The sequence below is a fragment of the Lachnospira intestinalis genome (assembly GCF_040095895.1).
Lineage (GTDB): Bacteria > Bacillota > Clostridia > Lachnospirales > Lachnospiraceae > Lachnospira > Lachnospira intestinalis.
The window spans coordinates 59,495-74,296 of sequence record NZ_JBBMFS010000009.1 but is presented as its reverse complement, the minus strand read 5'-3'; the positions used below and the strand labels follow the sequence as shown (position 1 = coordinate 74,296).

Genomic DNA, 14,802 nt, shown 5'->3' with positions numbered 1-14,802 from the left:
CTATAGTAATAATTATACTACAGCTTTCCACATGATTCAATACCATTTGTATATAAAATGCACACAAAGTACCATTGCCAAATACTTCCTTTTTCCATTATACTATATTAAAATACACTTAAAATTGTATAAAAAATAAATTACCCAGAAACGAGGATGATTATGTTTGATTCAAACCGTAAAAAGACTTTTCACAGTCAGGCTTTGAACCGGCTGACTGTGCTGGAACGGCTGACATGGCTGATTCCTGTCGGATTTATTGTGCGCGAAATCATTTACACACACTCTGAAATCGAGGAAGTTTTACACGATTCCCCTTCCCCTGCGGTCATTATAGCTTTAATTATTGCTATACTTTTTGTTACCGCTTTGCAGGCCGGATTCTGGTTTCTGCTTGCAAAGGTGCTTTTTCATTTTGCAAGAAAACAGATTATGCGAAATAACTCCTTTATTACCGTTGAGTATCTGGACTATTACCGGGATAAGCTCACCGGACTTTCTCCCGGCACAATCAGCCTTTTAACGGATTTAAAAATCGAGCCGAAAAAAGACCGTGCCGCCTGTATTTTAAAATATGAAAATATGGGAATTCTTAAAATGGAAGAAAACCGCTATATCGTCAATACCGATGTTCCCGAATTTGCTTCTCTACGGGAGAGTGACCGTTTTCTTTTAAATGCTTTATGCAACGGTACTTTTAACGCCCAGAAGGAAGGCAACTGGATTTATATGTTACAAAAGGAAGCCGTGGCAGACGGTTATTTAACCAGCCGCCTCTCTTCCACCGACAAGCAGAAAGAAACCACTTCCACCTGCAGCCGCTGTGTATTAGGCTGTTCGGCACCGCTGTTTTTTATTGTCATTATGAGCTTTGTATTTTACGCCTTCAAAGACCGTGTAAATGCTTATTTTGAAATTTTAGATGCGCTTCCCGAAACGGCTTCCTTTGGGGAACAGACCAATTATCTGCTTCAGTACCCGGAATACCTCCCCGTACTGGCAGGCCTGATGATTATGGTTTTGCTGTTTTTCCTGTGCCTTATTATTCCGCTGCTTGTCTTTGTGGGAACGATTAGTTCAGGATTTACAAAAGCGCATTTTAAACGGACAACCCTTGGAAATCAGATGACCGAATACATTTACGGCATGAAAAATTTTATTCACGATTTTTCAAATTTAAGTGAAGCCACACAAAATGAATTGGTTTTGTGGGACGATTATTTAGTTTATGCTGTTGTTCTCGAAGAAAACCAGCAGATTGTCAATGACATTATTAAAAGGAGGAAATCATTATGAATGCATCATTTATCGGAGGTATCATCGCAGTCGTTGTAATACTGCTGATTATTGCCGTTATCAAAACTTATAACCACATGGTTGTTTTAAGAAACCGTGTCGACAATCAGGGGGCTCAGATTGAAGTGCAGTTAAAGCGCCGCGCCGACCTGATTCCGAATTTACTTGAAACTACCAAAGGTTACGCCCACTACGAGCAGGAAACCTTATCAAAAATCACCGAATTAAGAAGCCGTGTTTTAAATGCGTCTTCTGCCGCAGAATCTTTTGAAGCCGGAAATGCACTCGGCAGGGAAATTTCCCACATTCTTGCTGTGGGTGAACAGTATCCGGAATTAAAGGCCAACCAGAATTTCTTACAGCTCCAGTCGGAGTTAAAGGAAACGGAAAATAAAATCGTTATGGCGCGCCAGTTTTACAATGATACGGTTACAAAGTACAATACCGCTATTATGATGTTTCCGCGTTCTATCTTTGCGGGACTGTTCGGCTTCCGCCAGAAAGACCTTTTAGCCGCCTCTGAAGAAGAACGTCAGGCAGTACATATTAATGCGAATATGTTTCAGTAAGATATAAAAAATTTATTCACATATTTTTAGGACAGCTGTTCATTTTTAGAGCGGCTGTCCTTTTTTATCTTCTCCCCACTGGCAATCTCCCGTCAAATATACTATAATAATTCTATTATGAATGAATTAGATACCAAATATATGAAAGAAGCCATAAAACAGGCTAAGAAAGCGTTAAAATTAAAAGAAGTCCCGATTGGCTGTGTCATTGTCTATCAGGACAAAATTATTGCGCGCGGGTACAACCGCAGAAATACCGACAAGACCACACTCGGACATGCAGAAATTACCGCAATCAAAAAAGCCAGCCGCGTTATCGGCGACTGGCGGCTGGAAGACTGTACGATTTATATTACACTTGAACCGTGCCAGATGTGCGCCGGGGCGATTGTACAGGCACGGATTCCAAGGGTTGTTATCGGCTCGATGAACCCGAAAGCCGGGTGCGGCGGTTCTGTGTTAAATATTCTTCAAATGGAGCAGTTTAACCACCGCTGTGAAGTGACCCGCGGTGTACTGGAAGAAGAATGTTCCACCATGCTTTCTTCCTTTTTTAAACAGTTACGTCAGGAAAAAGCAAAGCGGAGGGAACCATCGTGAAATTTGAGTACAAAAACAATCATCTGATACTGCGCGTTCTCACCGCCGAATATGCCGATGCCGTGCTTTCTTTTTACCGGCGCAACCGGGAACAGTTTGATATTTATGAAACGGATAAGCCGGACCATTTTTACACCAAAGCATTTATCCAGTCCCTTTTAACTGCGGAATACAACGCTTTTGTTGCCGGAAAACACATCCGCTTCTTTTTGTTTGATACGAATTTCCCCGACAAGATTATCGGAACGGTGTCCTTTTCTGACATCAAAAAGGGAGCATTTTGTTCCTGCACCACCGGTTATAAAATTGACAAAGAATTCCAGCATTTAGGTTACGGACGGCGTATGCTGACCATGGCTTTAAAAATTCTTGTCACGGAAGTGCACATGCACCGCGTAGAAGCCTATATTGCACCGCAGAACACCGCTTCCATTTCACTTGCCACAAAGCTTGGATTTATTCCAGAAGGCACTGCTTACTCTTATGTATATCTGCGTGGCAAATGGGAAGACCACCTGCGCTTTGTCTATATTTCCTGATACCAGTATCCGAAATATGGATTGGAATAGTCGCTTCTGTGGCTCTTTTTGAAGTTGCAAAAGCCAAACATCGATGCCATAAACCGCTCCCGGTTACAGTACATTCCCGGAACTCCGATAAAATACCGGGTGTTGTTGTCATTTTCACAGACTTTTCCAAAAAGAATATGCTTAAAATTATAATATCCATGCACTAGAAAGCTGTTGTTTACAACAGCGTCGTCCTCAATCGGAAGCTGCTTTAAAAGCTCCGGTGTCACTTCCACACAGTCATAAAAGTAGTCATCTTCAAACGCATCTATAAAATCCCGGTTGATAAATACTTTTTCAAATGCCGGCATTTCCTCTTGTGGCTTTGCATTTTGCGGCGTTGTGTGTTGCAGTTTTGTATTTTGTGGCATTGTGCCTTGCGGATTTGTATTCCGGAACAATAACTCCTGCACCGCTTCCATGGCGCGTACCTGCTGTGCCTTCATCTGTGCCGTTTCCTGTTGCAAATCCGCCTGCCGACCGGCTGACTGTGCGGATTCGGGTGTTGCCGGCTTTGATGTTACTGCCGCTTCTTCTACCTCATTTTCTGAAACATCTTCCGCGTTCCGCCGCACTGTTTCAGATTCACGCACATTCCCAGACATTTCCGCGGATTTTCTCTCCGCCTCCTGCCCTGTTGTCCGGTTTACCTGTTCTTTCACAGACACTTCCTCTGAATCTGCCTGCACCACCGGATTTGAAGCCGCCGCTGCTTCCGGCTGTGCAAATGTAATGTCCTCTGTATTCAGTATACAATCCTCCCACAGACTGAACATACGGTAAAAGTCCTCATTTTCCCTTGCAAGCGCAATGCCGCTGATATCTTCAAATGTATAACCCGATTGATTGATATTCATTGGATTGAATAAATCCTGATACTGTCCGATTCCCTGATTGACCATGACTGTTCCTGTTTTTAGCAGGGTAAACCCGCCCGGCTGATGTTTCTTTCCATCAACCATCACATAAACGCCAAATAACTCAGGGGTATCTGTATAGACACCTTTTACGGAAACTGTCAGCTTAAACTGTCCGTTTCTGACCTCCGCTTTGGCAAACCCGACATTTTTATCCCGGACACCGCCCGGGTACGCATAAATATATGAAACCAGTCTTTTATAATCCGCCATATTTCCTCCAATTCATACTATTAATAGACTGCTTGCAGTGAACTCCTAACGCAACCTTATGAATTGGATTTTTAAAATATGACGGATTTTTATACTTCACACTACTTCCCTGTATCTTCCGAAAGCACATTTGCAAGTTCGGCAAACTGCGCAAGGGTCAGTGCTTCTCCACGCACGGTTGCAGAAAGTCCGCATTTTTCAAGAGCTGCTGCCATCTGTTCTTTGGACACGGACAGCTCAGGACTGTTCCCGACACTGTTTGTCATCGTCTTTCTGCGCTGATTGAAAGATGCGCGGATTAAACGAAACATCAGATGCTCGTCAGCAACTTCTACCGGCGGCTTTTCATAACGCGTAAGCTGAATAACAGCGGAGTCCACATTCGGACGCGGCATAAAACAGCTTGCCGGAACATTTAATAAAATCTGCGGCTTTGCATAATACTGCACCGCAAGCGAAAGCGCACCGTAATCCTTCGTTCCCGGTCCGACCTGCATACGGTCTGCCACTTCCTTCTGCACCATAATCGTAATGCTGTCTAACGGCACATGGCTTTCAAACAGACCCATAATAATCGGTGTTGTGATATAATACGGAAGATTTGCAACGACCTTAATCGGCTTTCCGCCGTTACGCTCATTGGCAAGCTTTACAATATCCAGCTTTAAAATGTCTTCGTGAATAACCGTAACATTGTCATACCACGAAAGCGTATCCTCCGTCAGAATCGGAATGAGTTTATCGTCAATTTCAACAGCAACGACTTCTCTTGCATTTTCACATAAAATCTGTGTCATCGTTCCGATACCCGGTCCGATTTCCAGTACAAAGTCGTCTTTTGTCACACCGGCATCACGCACAATTTTTTCGACCACATTTTCATCAATTAAGAAATTCTGTCCGAATTTTTTTTGAAATGAAAATCCGTAGCGGTTCAATACGGCGATTGTATTGGTGGGATTTCCGAGGTGCATTACATTTTTATAATCTTTTTCCGCCATGCTGCATTTCCTTTCTTAGTCCTGTACCGCAGAAAACCCGAACAGCTTCCTTGCGTTTGCATTGGTAATATCAATGACCTCCTGTGCCGTCATCTGCTTAATCTGCGCAATCCGTTCCGCCACATACGGAAGGTAGCCGCTGTAATTTCTCTTGCCGCGGTTGGGTTCGGGTGCCATATACGGACAGTCTGTTTCCAAAAGAATCTTCTCTATCGGAATGGCTTCTACTGCTTCGACTGCCTTTTTTGCATTTTTAAACGTCACAACACCACCAAAACCGAAGTAAAAGCCCATTTTTAAAAATTCCTGTGCCGCTTCTTTAGAATACGAATAGCAGTGAATCACGCCGCCAATCTGTTCGGCATGTTCTGCCCTCATGCAGGCAAGCGTGTCCTGACAGGCTTCCCGTGAATGGATAATCACCGGTTTTTTAATGTCTGCCGCGAGATTTAACTGTCTGCGGAACCACTGCTGTTGTATTTCTTTTGCCGGTTCCGGGTAGTGGTAATCCAGTCCGATTTCACCGATTGCAAGCACTTTTTGATTTTCCGATGCCGTCTTTTTTAACCACGCCATGCGTGCTTCCGTTAATTCTTCCACATCTTCCGGGTGGATGCCGACTGCCGCATAAATTTTTTCATGGCTGTCTGCAAGGGCTACGGACTGTTCACAGCCCGCAAAGCTGGCGCCGACATTGATAATCGTATCAATATCGTTTGCAAACATTTCATCAAAAAGCGCTTCGCGGTCTTCTCTAAAAGCTTCGTCATCGTAGTGTGCGTGTGTTTCAAATATTTTCATAATTTTATTCTTCTCCGCTACTGTTTAAAAATGCGTTTAAAAAACTGATACAGTCCGTTTTCCCATACGGAATCCTCGTGTCCCGCACCCTGATAATAACACCGCCTAGCGGATTTCGCTTCCGGCAATCATGTCCTTATCTACTGTCAGTACAGATAAGTTGTCCGCATCATCGGCTGCTGCCAGAATCATGCCCTGTGATTCTACGCCGCAAAGCTTACACGGCTTTAAGTTTGTAATCACGGCAACCTTCTTACCAACCATTTCTTCCGGCTTGTAATACTTTGCAATACCGGATACAATCTGGCGCACTTCATCGCCGATACGGATTTGTGAAACCAGCAGCTTCTTTGCCTTTGGCACCGGTTCACACTTTAAGACTTCACCGACACGAATCTGAATCTTATCAAAGTCATCAATAGTAATTTCCGGCTTTTCTTCTACCTGTGGGTACTGCACACCGCCTGCGGCTGTTTTCTGTGCTGCCTGGATTTCTTCTGCCTTCTTTAAAACTTCTTCTAAATCCAGTCTTGCAAACAGAATTTCCGGCTTGTCCGTTACCTTGACACCGGATGCTCTTAAACCGAACTTGTCTAAATCATCAAAATCACGCACACCGTCTTCTGCATTTTCAGGATAAAGCTGTGCAAGGATTCTCTCTGATGTTTCCGGCATAAAGGATGTTAAAAGGTTTGCACCGATTGTAATGCTCTCTACGAGGTTGTAAAGTACTTCTGCCAGTCTGTCCTGCTTTGTTTCGTCCTTTGCAAGCGCCCAAGGCATGGTTTCATCAATATATTTATTACATCTCTTAAATAATGAGAAGACTTCTGTAATTGCATCGGCTACGTGCAGGGTTGCCATCTTTTCCTGTGCCTTTGCTCTTGTTGCAGTCACAACTGCCTTTAAGTCGTCATCGACTTCTTCGGTCACACCGGTCTTTGTCACAACGCCGCCAAAGTATTTATTGGACATGGCAATGGTTCTGTTGACAAGGTTTCCGAGTGTATTGGCAAGCTCGGAATTTAAACGTTCTACAAGCAGTTCCCATGTGATAACACCGTCATTTTCAAAAGGCATTTCATGAAGCACGAAATATCTGACTGCATCGACACCGAATAAATCTACAAGGTCATCTGCGTAAATTACATTTCCTTTTGACTTACTCATCTTGCCGTCACCCTGTAACAGCCAAGGATGTCCAAATACCTGCTTTGGCAGCGGAAGGTCGAGTGCCATCAGCATAATCGGCCAGTAAATGGTGTGGAAACGCAGAATATCCTTTCCAATCAGATGTAAGTCTGCCGGCCAGTATTTTTCAAATAACGCATCGTTGTTACCGTCTACGTCATAGCCCAGTCCTGTGATATAGTTTGAAAGCGCGTCAATCCATACATAGATAACATGCTTGTCATCAAAATCTACAGGAATACCCCACTTAAAGGAAGTTCTCGATACACATAAATCCTGTAAACCTGCCTTTAAGAAGTTGTTCATCATTTCATTCTTTCTGGATTCCGGCTGGATAAATTCCGGGTGTTCCTCAATATGCTTGATTAAGCGGTCCGCATACTTGCTCATCTTAAAGAAATAAGCTTCTTCCTTTGCAGGCTGTACGGGACGTCCGCAGTCCGGACACTTGCCGTCTACCAGCTGTGATGCCGTAAAGAAGGATTCACAAGGTGTACAATACATGCCTTCATAATGTCCCTTGTAAATGTCACCCTTATCGTAGAGCTTCTTAAAAATCTTCTGCACCTGCTTTTCGTGGTCTGCATCAGTGGTACGGATAAATTTATCATAAGAAGTATTCATTAAATCCCAGATACGCTTGATTTCACCGGATACACCGTCTACAAATTCCTTTGGTGTCACGCCCGCTTCTTCTGCCTTTAATTCAATCTTCTGTCCGTGTTCATCGGTTCCTGTCTGGAAACGAACATCATATCCTTCCTGTCTTCTGAATCTTGCAATGCTGTCTGCAAGCACGATTTCATAAGTATTGCCGATATGCGGCTTTCCTGATGTATATGCAATTGCCGTTGTCATGTAAAACGGTCCCTTATTCTGTGGCATATTATTTTCTCCTTTCAAATCTCCATTGCGGTGCATTTCCCCGCGTTTTTACACATAGACTAATGATAGTGAAATTATGGTAAGATGTCAAGTTTGCAGCCCCGAAAAACAGTTGACTTCTTTGTCATATTCATTGATATTAAGTATAATAACTTCATCGTCAGTATAATCATTTTAGTTTTATGGAGGAATCCCCATTTATGAACAAAAAACGTCTATTTTTTAAGAAGACAGCGGCACTTTTGCTTTGTGCGGTTCTTTTGCTGCCGTGCAGTGCCTGCTTTAACTCTCCGGAAGCCAAAAATCCCGGCAATGATACCGGACAGATTACAGACAGCCCGCATTCTGAAACCCGTAATGAAGCCTTCAATGACTATGTAAACCGTCTTTTTACGGAAACCGTCACAACGGATACCATAACCCTTCATTCCTACATGGAACATCCGTCAGACTTTGGCATTGACAATTACGAGGTCACACTCGGACGGTATGACCTTGCCGCTCTTGACAATACATCTGATATTACCGGTAAACTCACGGCTCTAAAAAGCTTTGACCGCACAACGCTGTCCCCAAAACAGCAGATTACCTACGATGAACTGCTTATTTACCTGCAAAATGAACTGGAATACTCGGATTTATTCCTTTTCCAGACCAGTTTATGCACAACGACCGGTTTTCACGTACAATTTCCGCTGATTCTCGCAGAATACACTTTTGAAGAAGAAAAAGACGTCAAAGAATACTTAGCACTTTTAGAAGACTCGGACGGCTATTTTCAAAGCCTTGCAGATTACGAAGCCCTGCGCAGCCGGAACGGTTATTTTATGGAGGATGCGCTTGCCACACAGATTGCCGGAGAATGTGAAAATTTTATCGAAAGTGCCGGCAGTCCGGACAGCTATCTGATTACGACTTTTGATGAAAAATTAGATGCTTTAACCGGCATTTCCGATGCCGATAAATCGGCTTACAAAACTGCCAATCAGGCGGCAGTCACCGGGCATCTTATAAAAGGCTACCGCATTCTGACAGACGGACTCAAAAAACTTACCGGCACGAACCGTTATCAGGGCGGTCTTTGCAATTACCCGGACGGCGAAAAGTATTTCCGGTATCTTTTAAACCATTCGCTTGGCTGGTCAAAGTCTGTCGATGAATACAATACGCTGCTGGATAGCTATATCCGCTCCAACCTGTTGACAATGCAGACACTGATGGCAAAGGATTCTTCTCTTTCCAGCCAGTTTAACAATTTTTCGTTTTCCATAACCGAACCGGCAGCGGTCCTTACTGATTTAAAGACAAAAATTGCTGCAGATTTCCCGCAGGGACCGGATGTCAGCTATGATATTAAATATATTACCGAAGCGCTGCAGGATTCGGTCAGTCCCGCCATGTACTTTCTGCCACAGCTGGATAATCTGAATATTAATTCTATCTATATTAATCCAAAAGGCACACGTTGCTCACAGCTTTATCCGACACTGGCACATGAAGGATATCCGGGGCATTTATATCAGACTACGTATTTTGCGGATTCTGACCCGGACCTTATCCGCTATCTGATTGCACCGGACGGTTATGTGGAAGGCTGGGCTACATACTGTGAGCTTTTTTCCTATTCGTATGCCGACACCGGAAACCCACTGCTCAACACGCTTGCACAGGCAAATTACGCCACAATTCTATGTCTGTATGCGAAATGTGACCTCGGAATTAATGCCCTTGGCTGGACGGAAAATGACGTAGCTTCCTATATTGCTGATTTTGGATTTACAGACAAGAATGTTGCGCATGAAATGTATCTGTCCATGGTTTCCAACCCCGGCAATTACTGCAAATATGTGCTTGGCTGGATTGGATTTTCAGAATTAAAAAAAGAAGCCCGGGCGCAGACAGGTTCCGCGTTTTCCAATCCGGACTTTCACAAATATATTTTAGATATGGGGTCTGTGCCGTTTGATATGCTGTTTGACCGCTTAGAGGACTGGTGCAGTGTGCAGTCCGCACAGTAAGCCATACAAAGCTTTAATGCCGGAAAAGTTTTATCACACATTGTCAATGAAACTTTTCCGGCATTATTTTTTAGTAATATCTGCCGCCTGTACAGCACAATCCGCTGCCGCACAAATTACAGCACATATTTAATAATAGAAGTTTTACACAAAAATCACACGTGCCGTTATCTGCGGAGGAACGTCCGTATGCCCTGCCCTGTCCGGCATACCACTGACCGCCGCTGACTAACTGGCGGTAGAGCATCTGATACTGCATATTATCCGGGTCCATTGCCACTGCACGCTGGGCGTGTTCAATCGCCGTTGCCTGTTCACCCTTTCCAGCATGTGCCTGCGCACTGTAAAAGTACCAGCGCCCGTCACGGTCTTCAATTCCGTCAAGCACATTTAACGCTTCAGCAAAGTTGCCGCTTCTGATATAATTGGCGGCAGCTCTTAAATAATTGCTGTTCTTGTCATCTGCGGTATTCTGCCTGCTTTGTCCGCCCTGACTGCCATAACCGTAGCCAAAAGGATCAAATCCCCAAAAGCCGCCAAAATCACCAAAATCGCCATACGCACCCTGCCGGTGGTTCTGCGTATCTCCGTCATAGCCGTAGCCGCCCGCATTGTAACCATAACCGCCGGAAGCGGCATTTTCCTTTTCTTTCATAATCTGATTATACGCCTGCTGTACGGTTTTAAACATTTCTTCCGCCTGCGCTTTATTCGGATTATTGATATTGGCATCCGGGTGGTATTTCCGGCTCAATGCCCTATATGCTTTTTTTATTTCCTCATCGGAAGCATCTCTTGATACGCCGAGAATTTTATACGGATCTGCCACTGTTTTCTCCTTCTTGCTTTTTGACCTTTATTCGTTTTTCCTTCGCCGCCTGAAACCGTATCCAGACACCGGAATACAATATATTCCTTAAAAGCTGCGCTTCTTCCACTATCGGAAGCCGCTCAAATATCCTTACACAGTCTGCCATCATGGCATTTAATATACTTTCACAATAAGCATCAAATCCCGGCTGGTCCACATGGGTACAAAACACATTATACCGCCCGGCTTTTATATCTTCCTCTGCATCTTCATACGCATCACACAGATAAATAAACTTGCCTAACTGGTATCCCATTTTCTGCAGTTCTTCTGTCCACTCATCCTCTTTCATCGCCATGACAACGGACATCACTGTGGCAAAATAGGACGCTGCGCGGTCGATATTTTCTTCTCCCGCTTTTTCTGCCGCCGAAAGCCCGGAAAGTGCCTGCCGGATTGCTTCTGCTTTCTGCGGATATTTTCCGCAGATCTTTTTTACCTGCCCTTTTAAAAGTCTGGAATAGGTCAGTCTTGTAACTTTCTTTTCATCTTTCCAGTCATCCACACATTTATAATATGCCATCAGCACATTCATATCCGCAACATACGATGTCACTTCATTTTTGCGTACCGGATGTTTTGCCACAGGATGTATGATGCACCGTTCTTCTAAATACGCTGTCTGTGGCTCGTAAAGCCCGGTGAGCAGAATCACCAGAAACGTCATATCATAACTCAAAGAAACCTGCCCCCGGATACCGTACTGCTCTCTTAAAATGTCACACAGCCCGCAGTAATAGGAACGGTATCTGTCATATTCCTTAAACTTTAATTCCGGTTTGTTGACAATCACATATCCATACATGCCGAGCGGTTCCTTTTCCTTTAATTTTTCTGTAATCTTTCTATATCTTTCTGTATCTTTTTACGCAAAAACCGGAGTACCGCTTCTTTGTACTCCGGTCTGTGCCTATCATATAACAAGTTTGATTTGCCGTCAATTCGTACAGAAAAGAAATTATAAAATCTTTATAGATTCTTTACGAATATTCCCTTTGGATTTGCCATGCCTGCATTATTTATAGGAAACAGCATTGCCTTTACCGCATCCGCCGGATTTGCGAAATCATTTTATCAATCTGCCGCTCATACTCGGAACGGATGGTTTTAATCCTGAAAAGCGGCAGTCCGATGCTTTCAAACAGCTCATTTTTAAATTTATCAGTCTGTGCCGCCTGTCTGGTTTCATGGGATGAATCGTCTAATTCAAGCCCCGCCTTAATATGTAAATCTTTATCACAGATTAAAAAATCAACATGTCTGGATTTGATATACCCTCTGTATTTTCCGATATTTTTCGTTCCGGTAACGGATATAAAATCCTCCAGACGTACTTTGGGACATATCCGCAGTCCGTTTTTTGTACATTTTTCTTCTAATATCTTATAAAATGCATATTCTGTCTTTGTCAGCAGAAACTTCTGCCGGTAAGGATACTGCCGTCTTTTATGGCGGCGGTAAAGCAAAAGCGCAGCCACTGCTGCTGCCAGCAGGACTGCCGCAATCTGTATACCTTGCTCCATTTTAAATTTCTCCTGCGCATAATATATTATACATACATATGTATTTTTACTGATAGTAAACTCCGTTTAAAATTCAGTCTTGCTCTATTCCAATAATAACAACAGGAACTGTTGGATTTGAACGTCCTTCTCTTATAACATTTGCAACTTCATTTTCAAACCATGCGACACCGGTATCCATTTTTAACATCATCTTTCTTGTCGGTATAATTTCGATTCCTACATCAATATCATTACGAAGGAAGAAAAATGTATGTTTTACATGCAAATCATATGCAACACTAAAATACTTTCCAAATTGTACTTCAACCGCAACCCGATCTTTTACAAAATCAATCTGATTATTGGTAGAATATGCCTCAAATCCATTATCTTCAATAATCTGCTTTTGTTCTTCTCTGTCACGAATTAATGCTACGTTTTTTGCAGTATCTATATCACCGGTAACATAATAAGGTATTGTCACAGATTTCCAATTTAAAGGATATAATATACTTCTAAATTGTTTATTTATGTTCTTTTGATCATACAGCGTTTTCCCTAATTTAGCTTTATCCTTACTGTATTTTATAAAATCATCTGCATTGATACTATTGATAGCACTCTCTATTTCTTCCCATAACTGCTTTTTGTGAACCAACATATATTCATAGCCATTTAAATGATTATACATATTTGCAATTTTCATCACCATTTCTCCATTCCAAAGGTATTTGGGCAACTTTATCATTCATCTTTGGTTTGTATATTTCTTGATAAATCGGTCTGGTTTTTAAACAATCCTTTTTTAACCGTTCTATTCGGTCACAGCCAATCTTTACATACTTTTGTTCCAGCTCTGTTCCATATGCAATTCGATCATTTTTCAATGCACCGATCAGTGTACTTCCGACTCCGCAAAATGGATCATACACAATATCTGTAGGGTTCGTTAATGCCAATACACATCTTTCAACCAATTCTACAGGAAATTGGCATGGATGATCTTCTTTCTCAACATGATTTGATTTTACATTTGGAATATCCCATATTAAACAATCCCAGTCATCTTCTAAACGCTTTACAGTGATTTCCCAAACATCTTCCGGATTTTTTCCTAATTTATTGCATGAAAGCTGTCCTTTTTTTGCTCCCTTATAATATTTTTTCCCCGGATATTTTGAAGGTATCCGCACTGCATCAAGATTAAATGTATAGCTGTCTGACTTTGTAAACCACAAAATTGTTTCATATCTTCCACTAAATCTATTTTTACAATGAAGCCCGTGTCCGAAATGCCAAATAATACGATTTCTTAACTTTAATCCCATTTCTTTAAATATAAAATAGTAAAATATATCTAACGGAAATACTTCGCCATTTTCTACATAATTACCTGTCTGCCAGCAAATACTTCCGTCCTCCGCCAGTATTCTAACCATTTCACGTATCATCGGCTTCATATTTTCCAAATATGTATTTATATTTGTTTTGACTTCATATTCTTTTCCTATATTATAGGGTGGAGAAGTTATTATTAATTTTACTGTATTATCCGGTATTTCTTTCATAAAATTTAAAGCATCAACGCATTTATATTGAAAATTTAAAATATTCATTTTGTATAATCCAATATGAACTGGATAACTCCTTTCTCTGACATTTTATCTAGCATTTTACATTAAACTGCTACATAACATCTTATCATATATCTATTATTTCTTATTATAACACCACTATACTTATTAAAAAAGTTAAATGCTCATTCTTTTTTTTAATAATATTTTATATAAAGCAAAAACCGCAACCTCCATACAGAAGTTACGGTTCTTTCCTTAGTGCGCCGCCAGGGGTTCGAACCCTGGACACCCTGATTAAGAGTCAGGTGCTCTACCAACTGAGCTAGCGGCGCTTATATTCTCTTTGTTGTCTGCAAGCGCTAACAACAAATGAAAGTATATACGAGTTTTTCAAAAAATGCAAGTATTTTTTTAGTATACATTTAAGTCTGCGATTTTCAGGCAAAATAAAAAGCCCCACAACCTGGCTCCTGTGACCAAATCATAAGACTTCTTTTAGTGCGCCGCCAGGGGTTCGAACCCTGGACACCCTGATTAAGAGTCAGGTGCTCTACCAACTGAGCTAGCGGCGCTTATTTAATTCATCAGCTTGTTTCTCTCAAGCACAAAAGGTATTATACGAAAGAATTTTATAAATTGCAACCCTATTTTTGTATTTATTTAAAAACAATTACGCTTTTTTTACAGTTTTCTTAGATTTCTAATACTTTTCCTGCCTTTTCCTATTGCTTCTATATAATAAAGAACGTATAATTTTTATAATAGCAAGAATTCCAAAGCCATTCGCCC

At 41.9% G+C, this 14,802-nt stretch carries 14 protein-coding genes and 2 tRNA genes; 5 read left to right on the top strand and 11 right to left on the bottom strand.

Annotated elements, in window-relative coordinates; genetic code table 11:
• The first annotated feature begins 162 nt into the window (after nt 1-162).
• The 4 genes from WMO37_RS10805 (at nt 163) to WMO37_RS10790 (ending at nt 3,004) form a co-directional block, all read left to right on the top strand.
• Nucleotides 163-1,296 (top strand): DUF2207 family protein, encoded by a 1,134-nt coding sequence (locus tag WMO37_RS10805; protein ID WP_349155009.1) that lies wholly within the window; start codon nt 163-165, stop codon nt 1,294-1,296.
• Complete coding sequence (locus tag WMO37_RS10800) at nt 1,293-1,865, top strand: LemA family protein (RefSeq protein WP_022432411.1); 573 nt, start codon at nt 1,293-1,295, stop codon at nt 1,863-1,865. Before WMO37_RS10805 ends, WMO37_RS10800 begins: the two co-directional genes overlap by 4 nt.
• Nucleotides 1,866-1,982: 117 nt before the next feature.
• The gene (gene tadA, locus WMO37_RS10795) at nt 1,983-2,465 is read left to right on the top strand and encodes a tRNA adenosine(34) deaminase TadA (RefSeq protein ID WP_022432412.1); all 483 of its coding nucleotides are present in this window, start codon (nt 1,983-1,985) and stop codon (nt 2,463-2,465) included.
• Nucleotides 2,462-3,004, top strand: a complete 543-nt coding sequence (locus WMO37_RS10790) for a GNAT family N-acetyltransferase (RefSeq protein ID WP_022432413.1) — start codon at nt 2,462-2,464, stop codon at nt 3,002-3,004. The genes tadA and WMO37_RS10790 overlap by 4 nt, the downstream gene beginning before the upstream one ends.
• Here WMO37_RS10790 and WMO37_RS10785 read toward each other — a convergent pair.
• The 4 genes from WMO37_RS10785 to metG all read right to left on the bottom strand — a co-directional run bounded on the left by WMO37_RS10785 (nt 2,992) and on the right by metG (nt 8,042).
• Entirely contained in the window at nt 2,992-4,164 is a 1,173-nt protein-coding gene (locus WMO37_RS10785; protein ID WP_022432414.1) for a DUF6128 domain-containing protein, read from the bottom strand. The two genes, WMO37_RS10790 and WMO37_RS10785, sit on opposite strands and share 13 nt — an antisense overlap.
• 101 nt (nt 4,165-4,265) lie before the next feature.
• Nucleotides 4,266-5,165 carry a 16S rRNA (adenine(1518)-N(6)/adenine(1519)-N(6))-dimethyltransferase RsmA gene (rsmA, locus tag WMO37_RS10780; RefSeq protein ID WP_022432415.1) on the bottom strand — a complete coding sequence of 300 codons (900 nt, stop codon included), beginning with the start codon at nt 5,163-5,165 and terminating at the stop codon, nt 4,266-4,268.
• A 15-nt stretch (nt 5,166-5,180) separates the two neighbouring features.
• Complete coding sequence (locus WMO37_RS10775; RefSeq protein WP_022432416.1) at nt 5,181-5,966, bottom strand: TatD family hydrolase; 786 nt, start codon at nt 5,964-5,966, stop codon at nt 5,181-5,183.
• Between the two features lie 105 nt (nt 5,967-6,071).
• Nucleotides 6,072-8,042: a methionine--tRNA ligase gene (metG, locus tag WMO37_RS10770; RefSeq protein ID WP_022432417.1), complete on the bottom strand. Its 1,971-nt coding sequence runs from the start codon at nt 8,040-8,042 to the stop codon at nt 6,072-6,074.
• 200 nt (nt 8,043-8,242) lie between these two features.
• Here metG and WMO37_RS10765 point away from each other — a divergent pair, with 200 nt between their 5' ends.
• Complete coding sequence (locus WMO37_RS10765) at nt 8,243-10,060, top strand: DUF885 domain-containing protein (protein WP_349155008.1); 1,818 nt, start codon at nt 8,243-8,245, stop codon at nt 10,058-10,060.
• A gap of 70 nt (nt 10,061-10,130) precedes the next feature.
• Here the strand turns inward: WMO37_RS10765 and WMO37_RS10760 are convergent, their stop codons facing one another.
• From WMO37_RS10760 to WMO37_RS10730, 7 genes are all read right to left on the bottom strand, one after another.
• Nucleotides 10,131-10,889: a J domain-containing protein gene (locus WMO37_RS10760; protein ID WP_349155007.1), complete on the bottom strand. Its 759-nt coding sequence runs from the start codon at nt 10,887-10,889 to the stop codon at nt 10,131-10,133.
• Nucleotides 10,873-11,736, bottom strand: coding sequence for a DUF5685 family protein (locus WMO37_RS10755; RefSeq protein ID WP_022432420.1), 864 nt, complete (start codon nt 11,734-11,736; stop codon nt 10,873-10,875). Before WMO37_RS10755 ends, WMO37_RS10760 begins: the two co-directional genes overlap by 17 nt.
• Nucleotides 11,737-11,971: 235 nt before the next feature.
• The gene (locus tag WMO37_RS10750; RefSeq protein WP_349155006.1) at nt 11,972-12,454 is read right to left on the bottom strand and encodes a DUF2726 domain-containing protein; all 483 of its coding nucleotides are present in this window, start codon (nt 12,452-12,454) and stop codon (nt 11,972-11,974) included.
• 73 nt (nt 12,455-12,527) lie between these two features.
• Nucleotides 12,528-13,142, bottom strand: a complete 615-nt coding sequence (locus tag WMO37_RS10745) for a BglII/BstYI family type II restriction endonuclease (RefSeq protein WP_349155005.1) — start codon at nt 13,140-13,142, stop codon at nt 12,528-12,530.
• The gene (locus WMO37_RS10740; RefSeq protein WP_349155004.1) at nt 13,120-14,052 is read right to left on the bottom strand and encodes a DNA-methyltransferase; all 933 of its coding nucleotides are present in this window, start codon (nt 14,050-14,052) and stop codon (nt 13,120-13,122) included. The genes WMO37_RS10745 and WMO37_RS10740 overlap by 23 nt, the downstream gene beginning before the upstream one ends.
• Nucleotides 14,053-14,272: 220 nt before the next feature.
• Nucleotides 14,273-14,345: transfer RNA gene (locus WMO37_RS10735), tRNA-Lys, on the bottom strand.
• 167 nt (nt 14,346-14,512) lie between these two features.
• A tRNA-Lys gene (locus tag WMO37_RS10730) sits at nt 14,513-14,585 on the bottom strand.
• Nucleotides 14,586-14,802 lie beyond the last annotated feature (217 nt).

Excerpts from the sequence above, each read along its gene's own strand:
- WMO37_RS10805 (WP_349155009.1), top strand. The coding sequence starts at position 163 with ATGTTTGATTCAAACCGTAAAAAGACTTTTCACAGTCAGGCTTTGAAC.
- WMO37_RS10800 (WP_022432411.1), top strand. The coding sequence starts at position 1,293 with ATGAATGCATCATTTATCGGAGGTATCATCGCAGTCGTTGTAATACTG.
- tadA (WP_022432412.1), top strand. The coding sequence starts at position 1,983 with ATGAATGAATTAGATACCAAATATATGAAAGAAGCCATAAAACAGGCT.
- WMO37_RS10785 (WP_022432414.1), bottom strand. The coding sequence starts at position 4,164 with ATGGCGGATTATAAAAGACTGGTTTCATATATTTATGCGTACCCGGGC.
- rsmA (WP_022432415.1), bottom strand. The coding sequence starts at position 5,165 with ATGGCGGAAAAAGATTATAAAAATGTAATGCACCTCGGAAATCCCACC.
- WMO37_RS10775 (WP_022432416.1), bottom strand. The coding sequence starts at position 5,966 with ATGAAAATATTTGAAACACACGCACACTACGATGACGAAGCTTTTAGA.
- metG (WP_022432417.1), bottom strand. The coding sequence starts at position 8,042 with ATGCCACAGAATAAGGGACCGTTTTACATGACAACGGCAATTGCATAT.
- WMO37_RS10765 (WP_349155008.1), top strand. The coding sequence starts at position 8,243 with ATGAACAAAAAACGTCTATTTTTTAAGAAGACAGCGGCACTTTTGCTT.
- WMO37_RS10755 (WP_022432420.1), bottom strand. The coding sequence starts at position 11,736 with ATGTATGGATATGTGATTGTCAACAAACCGGAATTAAAGTTTAAGGAA.
- WMO37_RS10750 (WP_349155006.1), bottom strand. The coding sequence starts at position 12,454 with ATGGAGCAAGGTATACAGATTGCGGCAGTCCTGCTGGCAGCAGCAGTG.
- WMO37_RS10745 (WP_349155005.1), bottom strand. The coding sequence starts at position 13,142 with ATGAAAATTGCAAATATGTATAATCATTTAAATGGCTATGAATATATG.
- WMO37_RS10740 (WP_349155004.1), bottom strand. The coding sequence starts at position 14,052 with ATGAATATTTTAAATTTTCAATATAAATGCGTTGATGCTTTAAATTTT.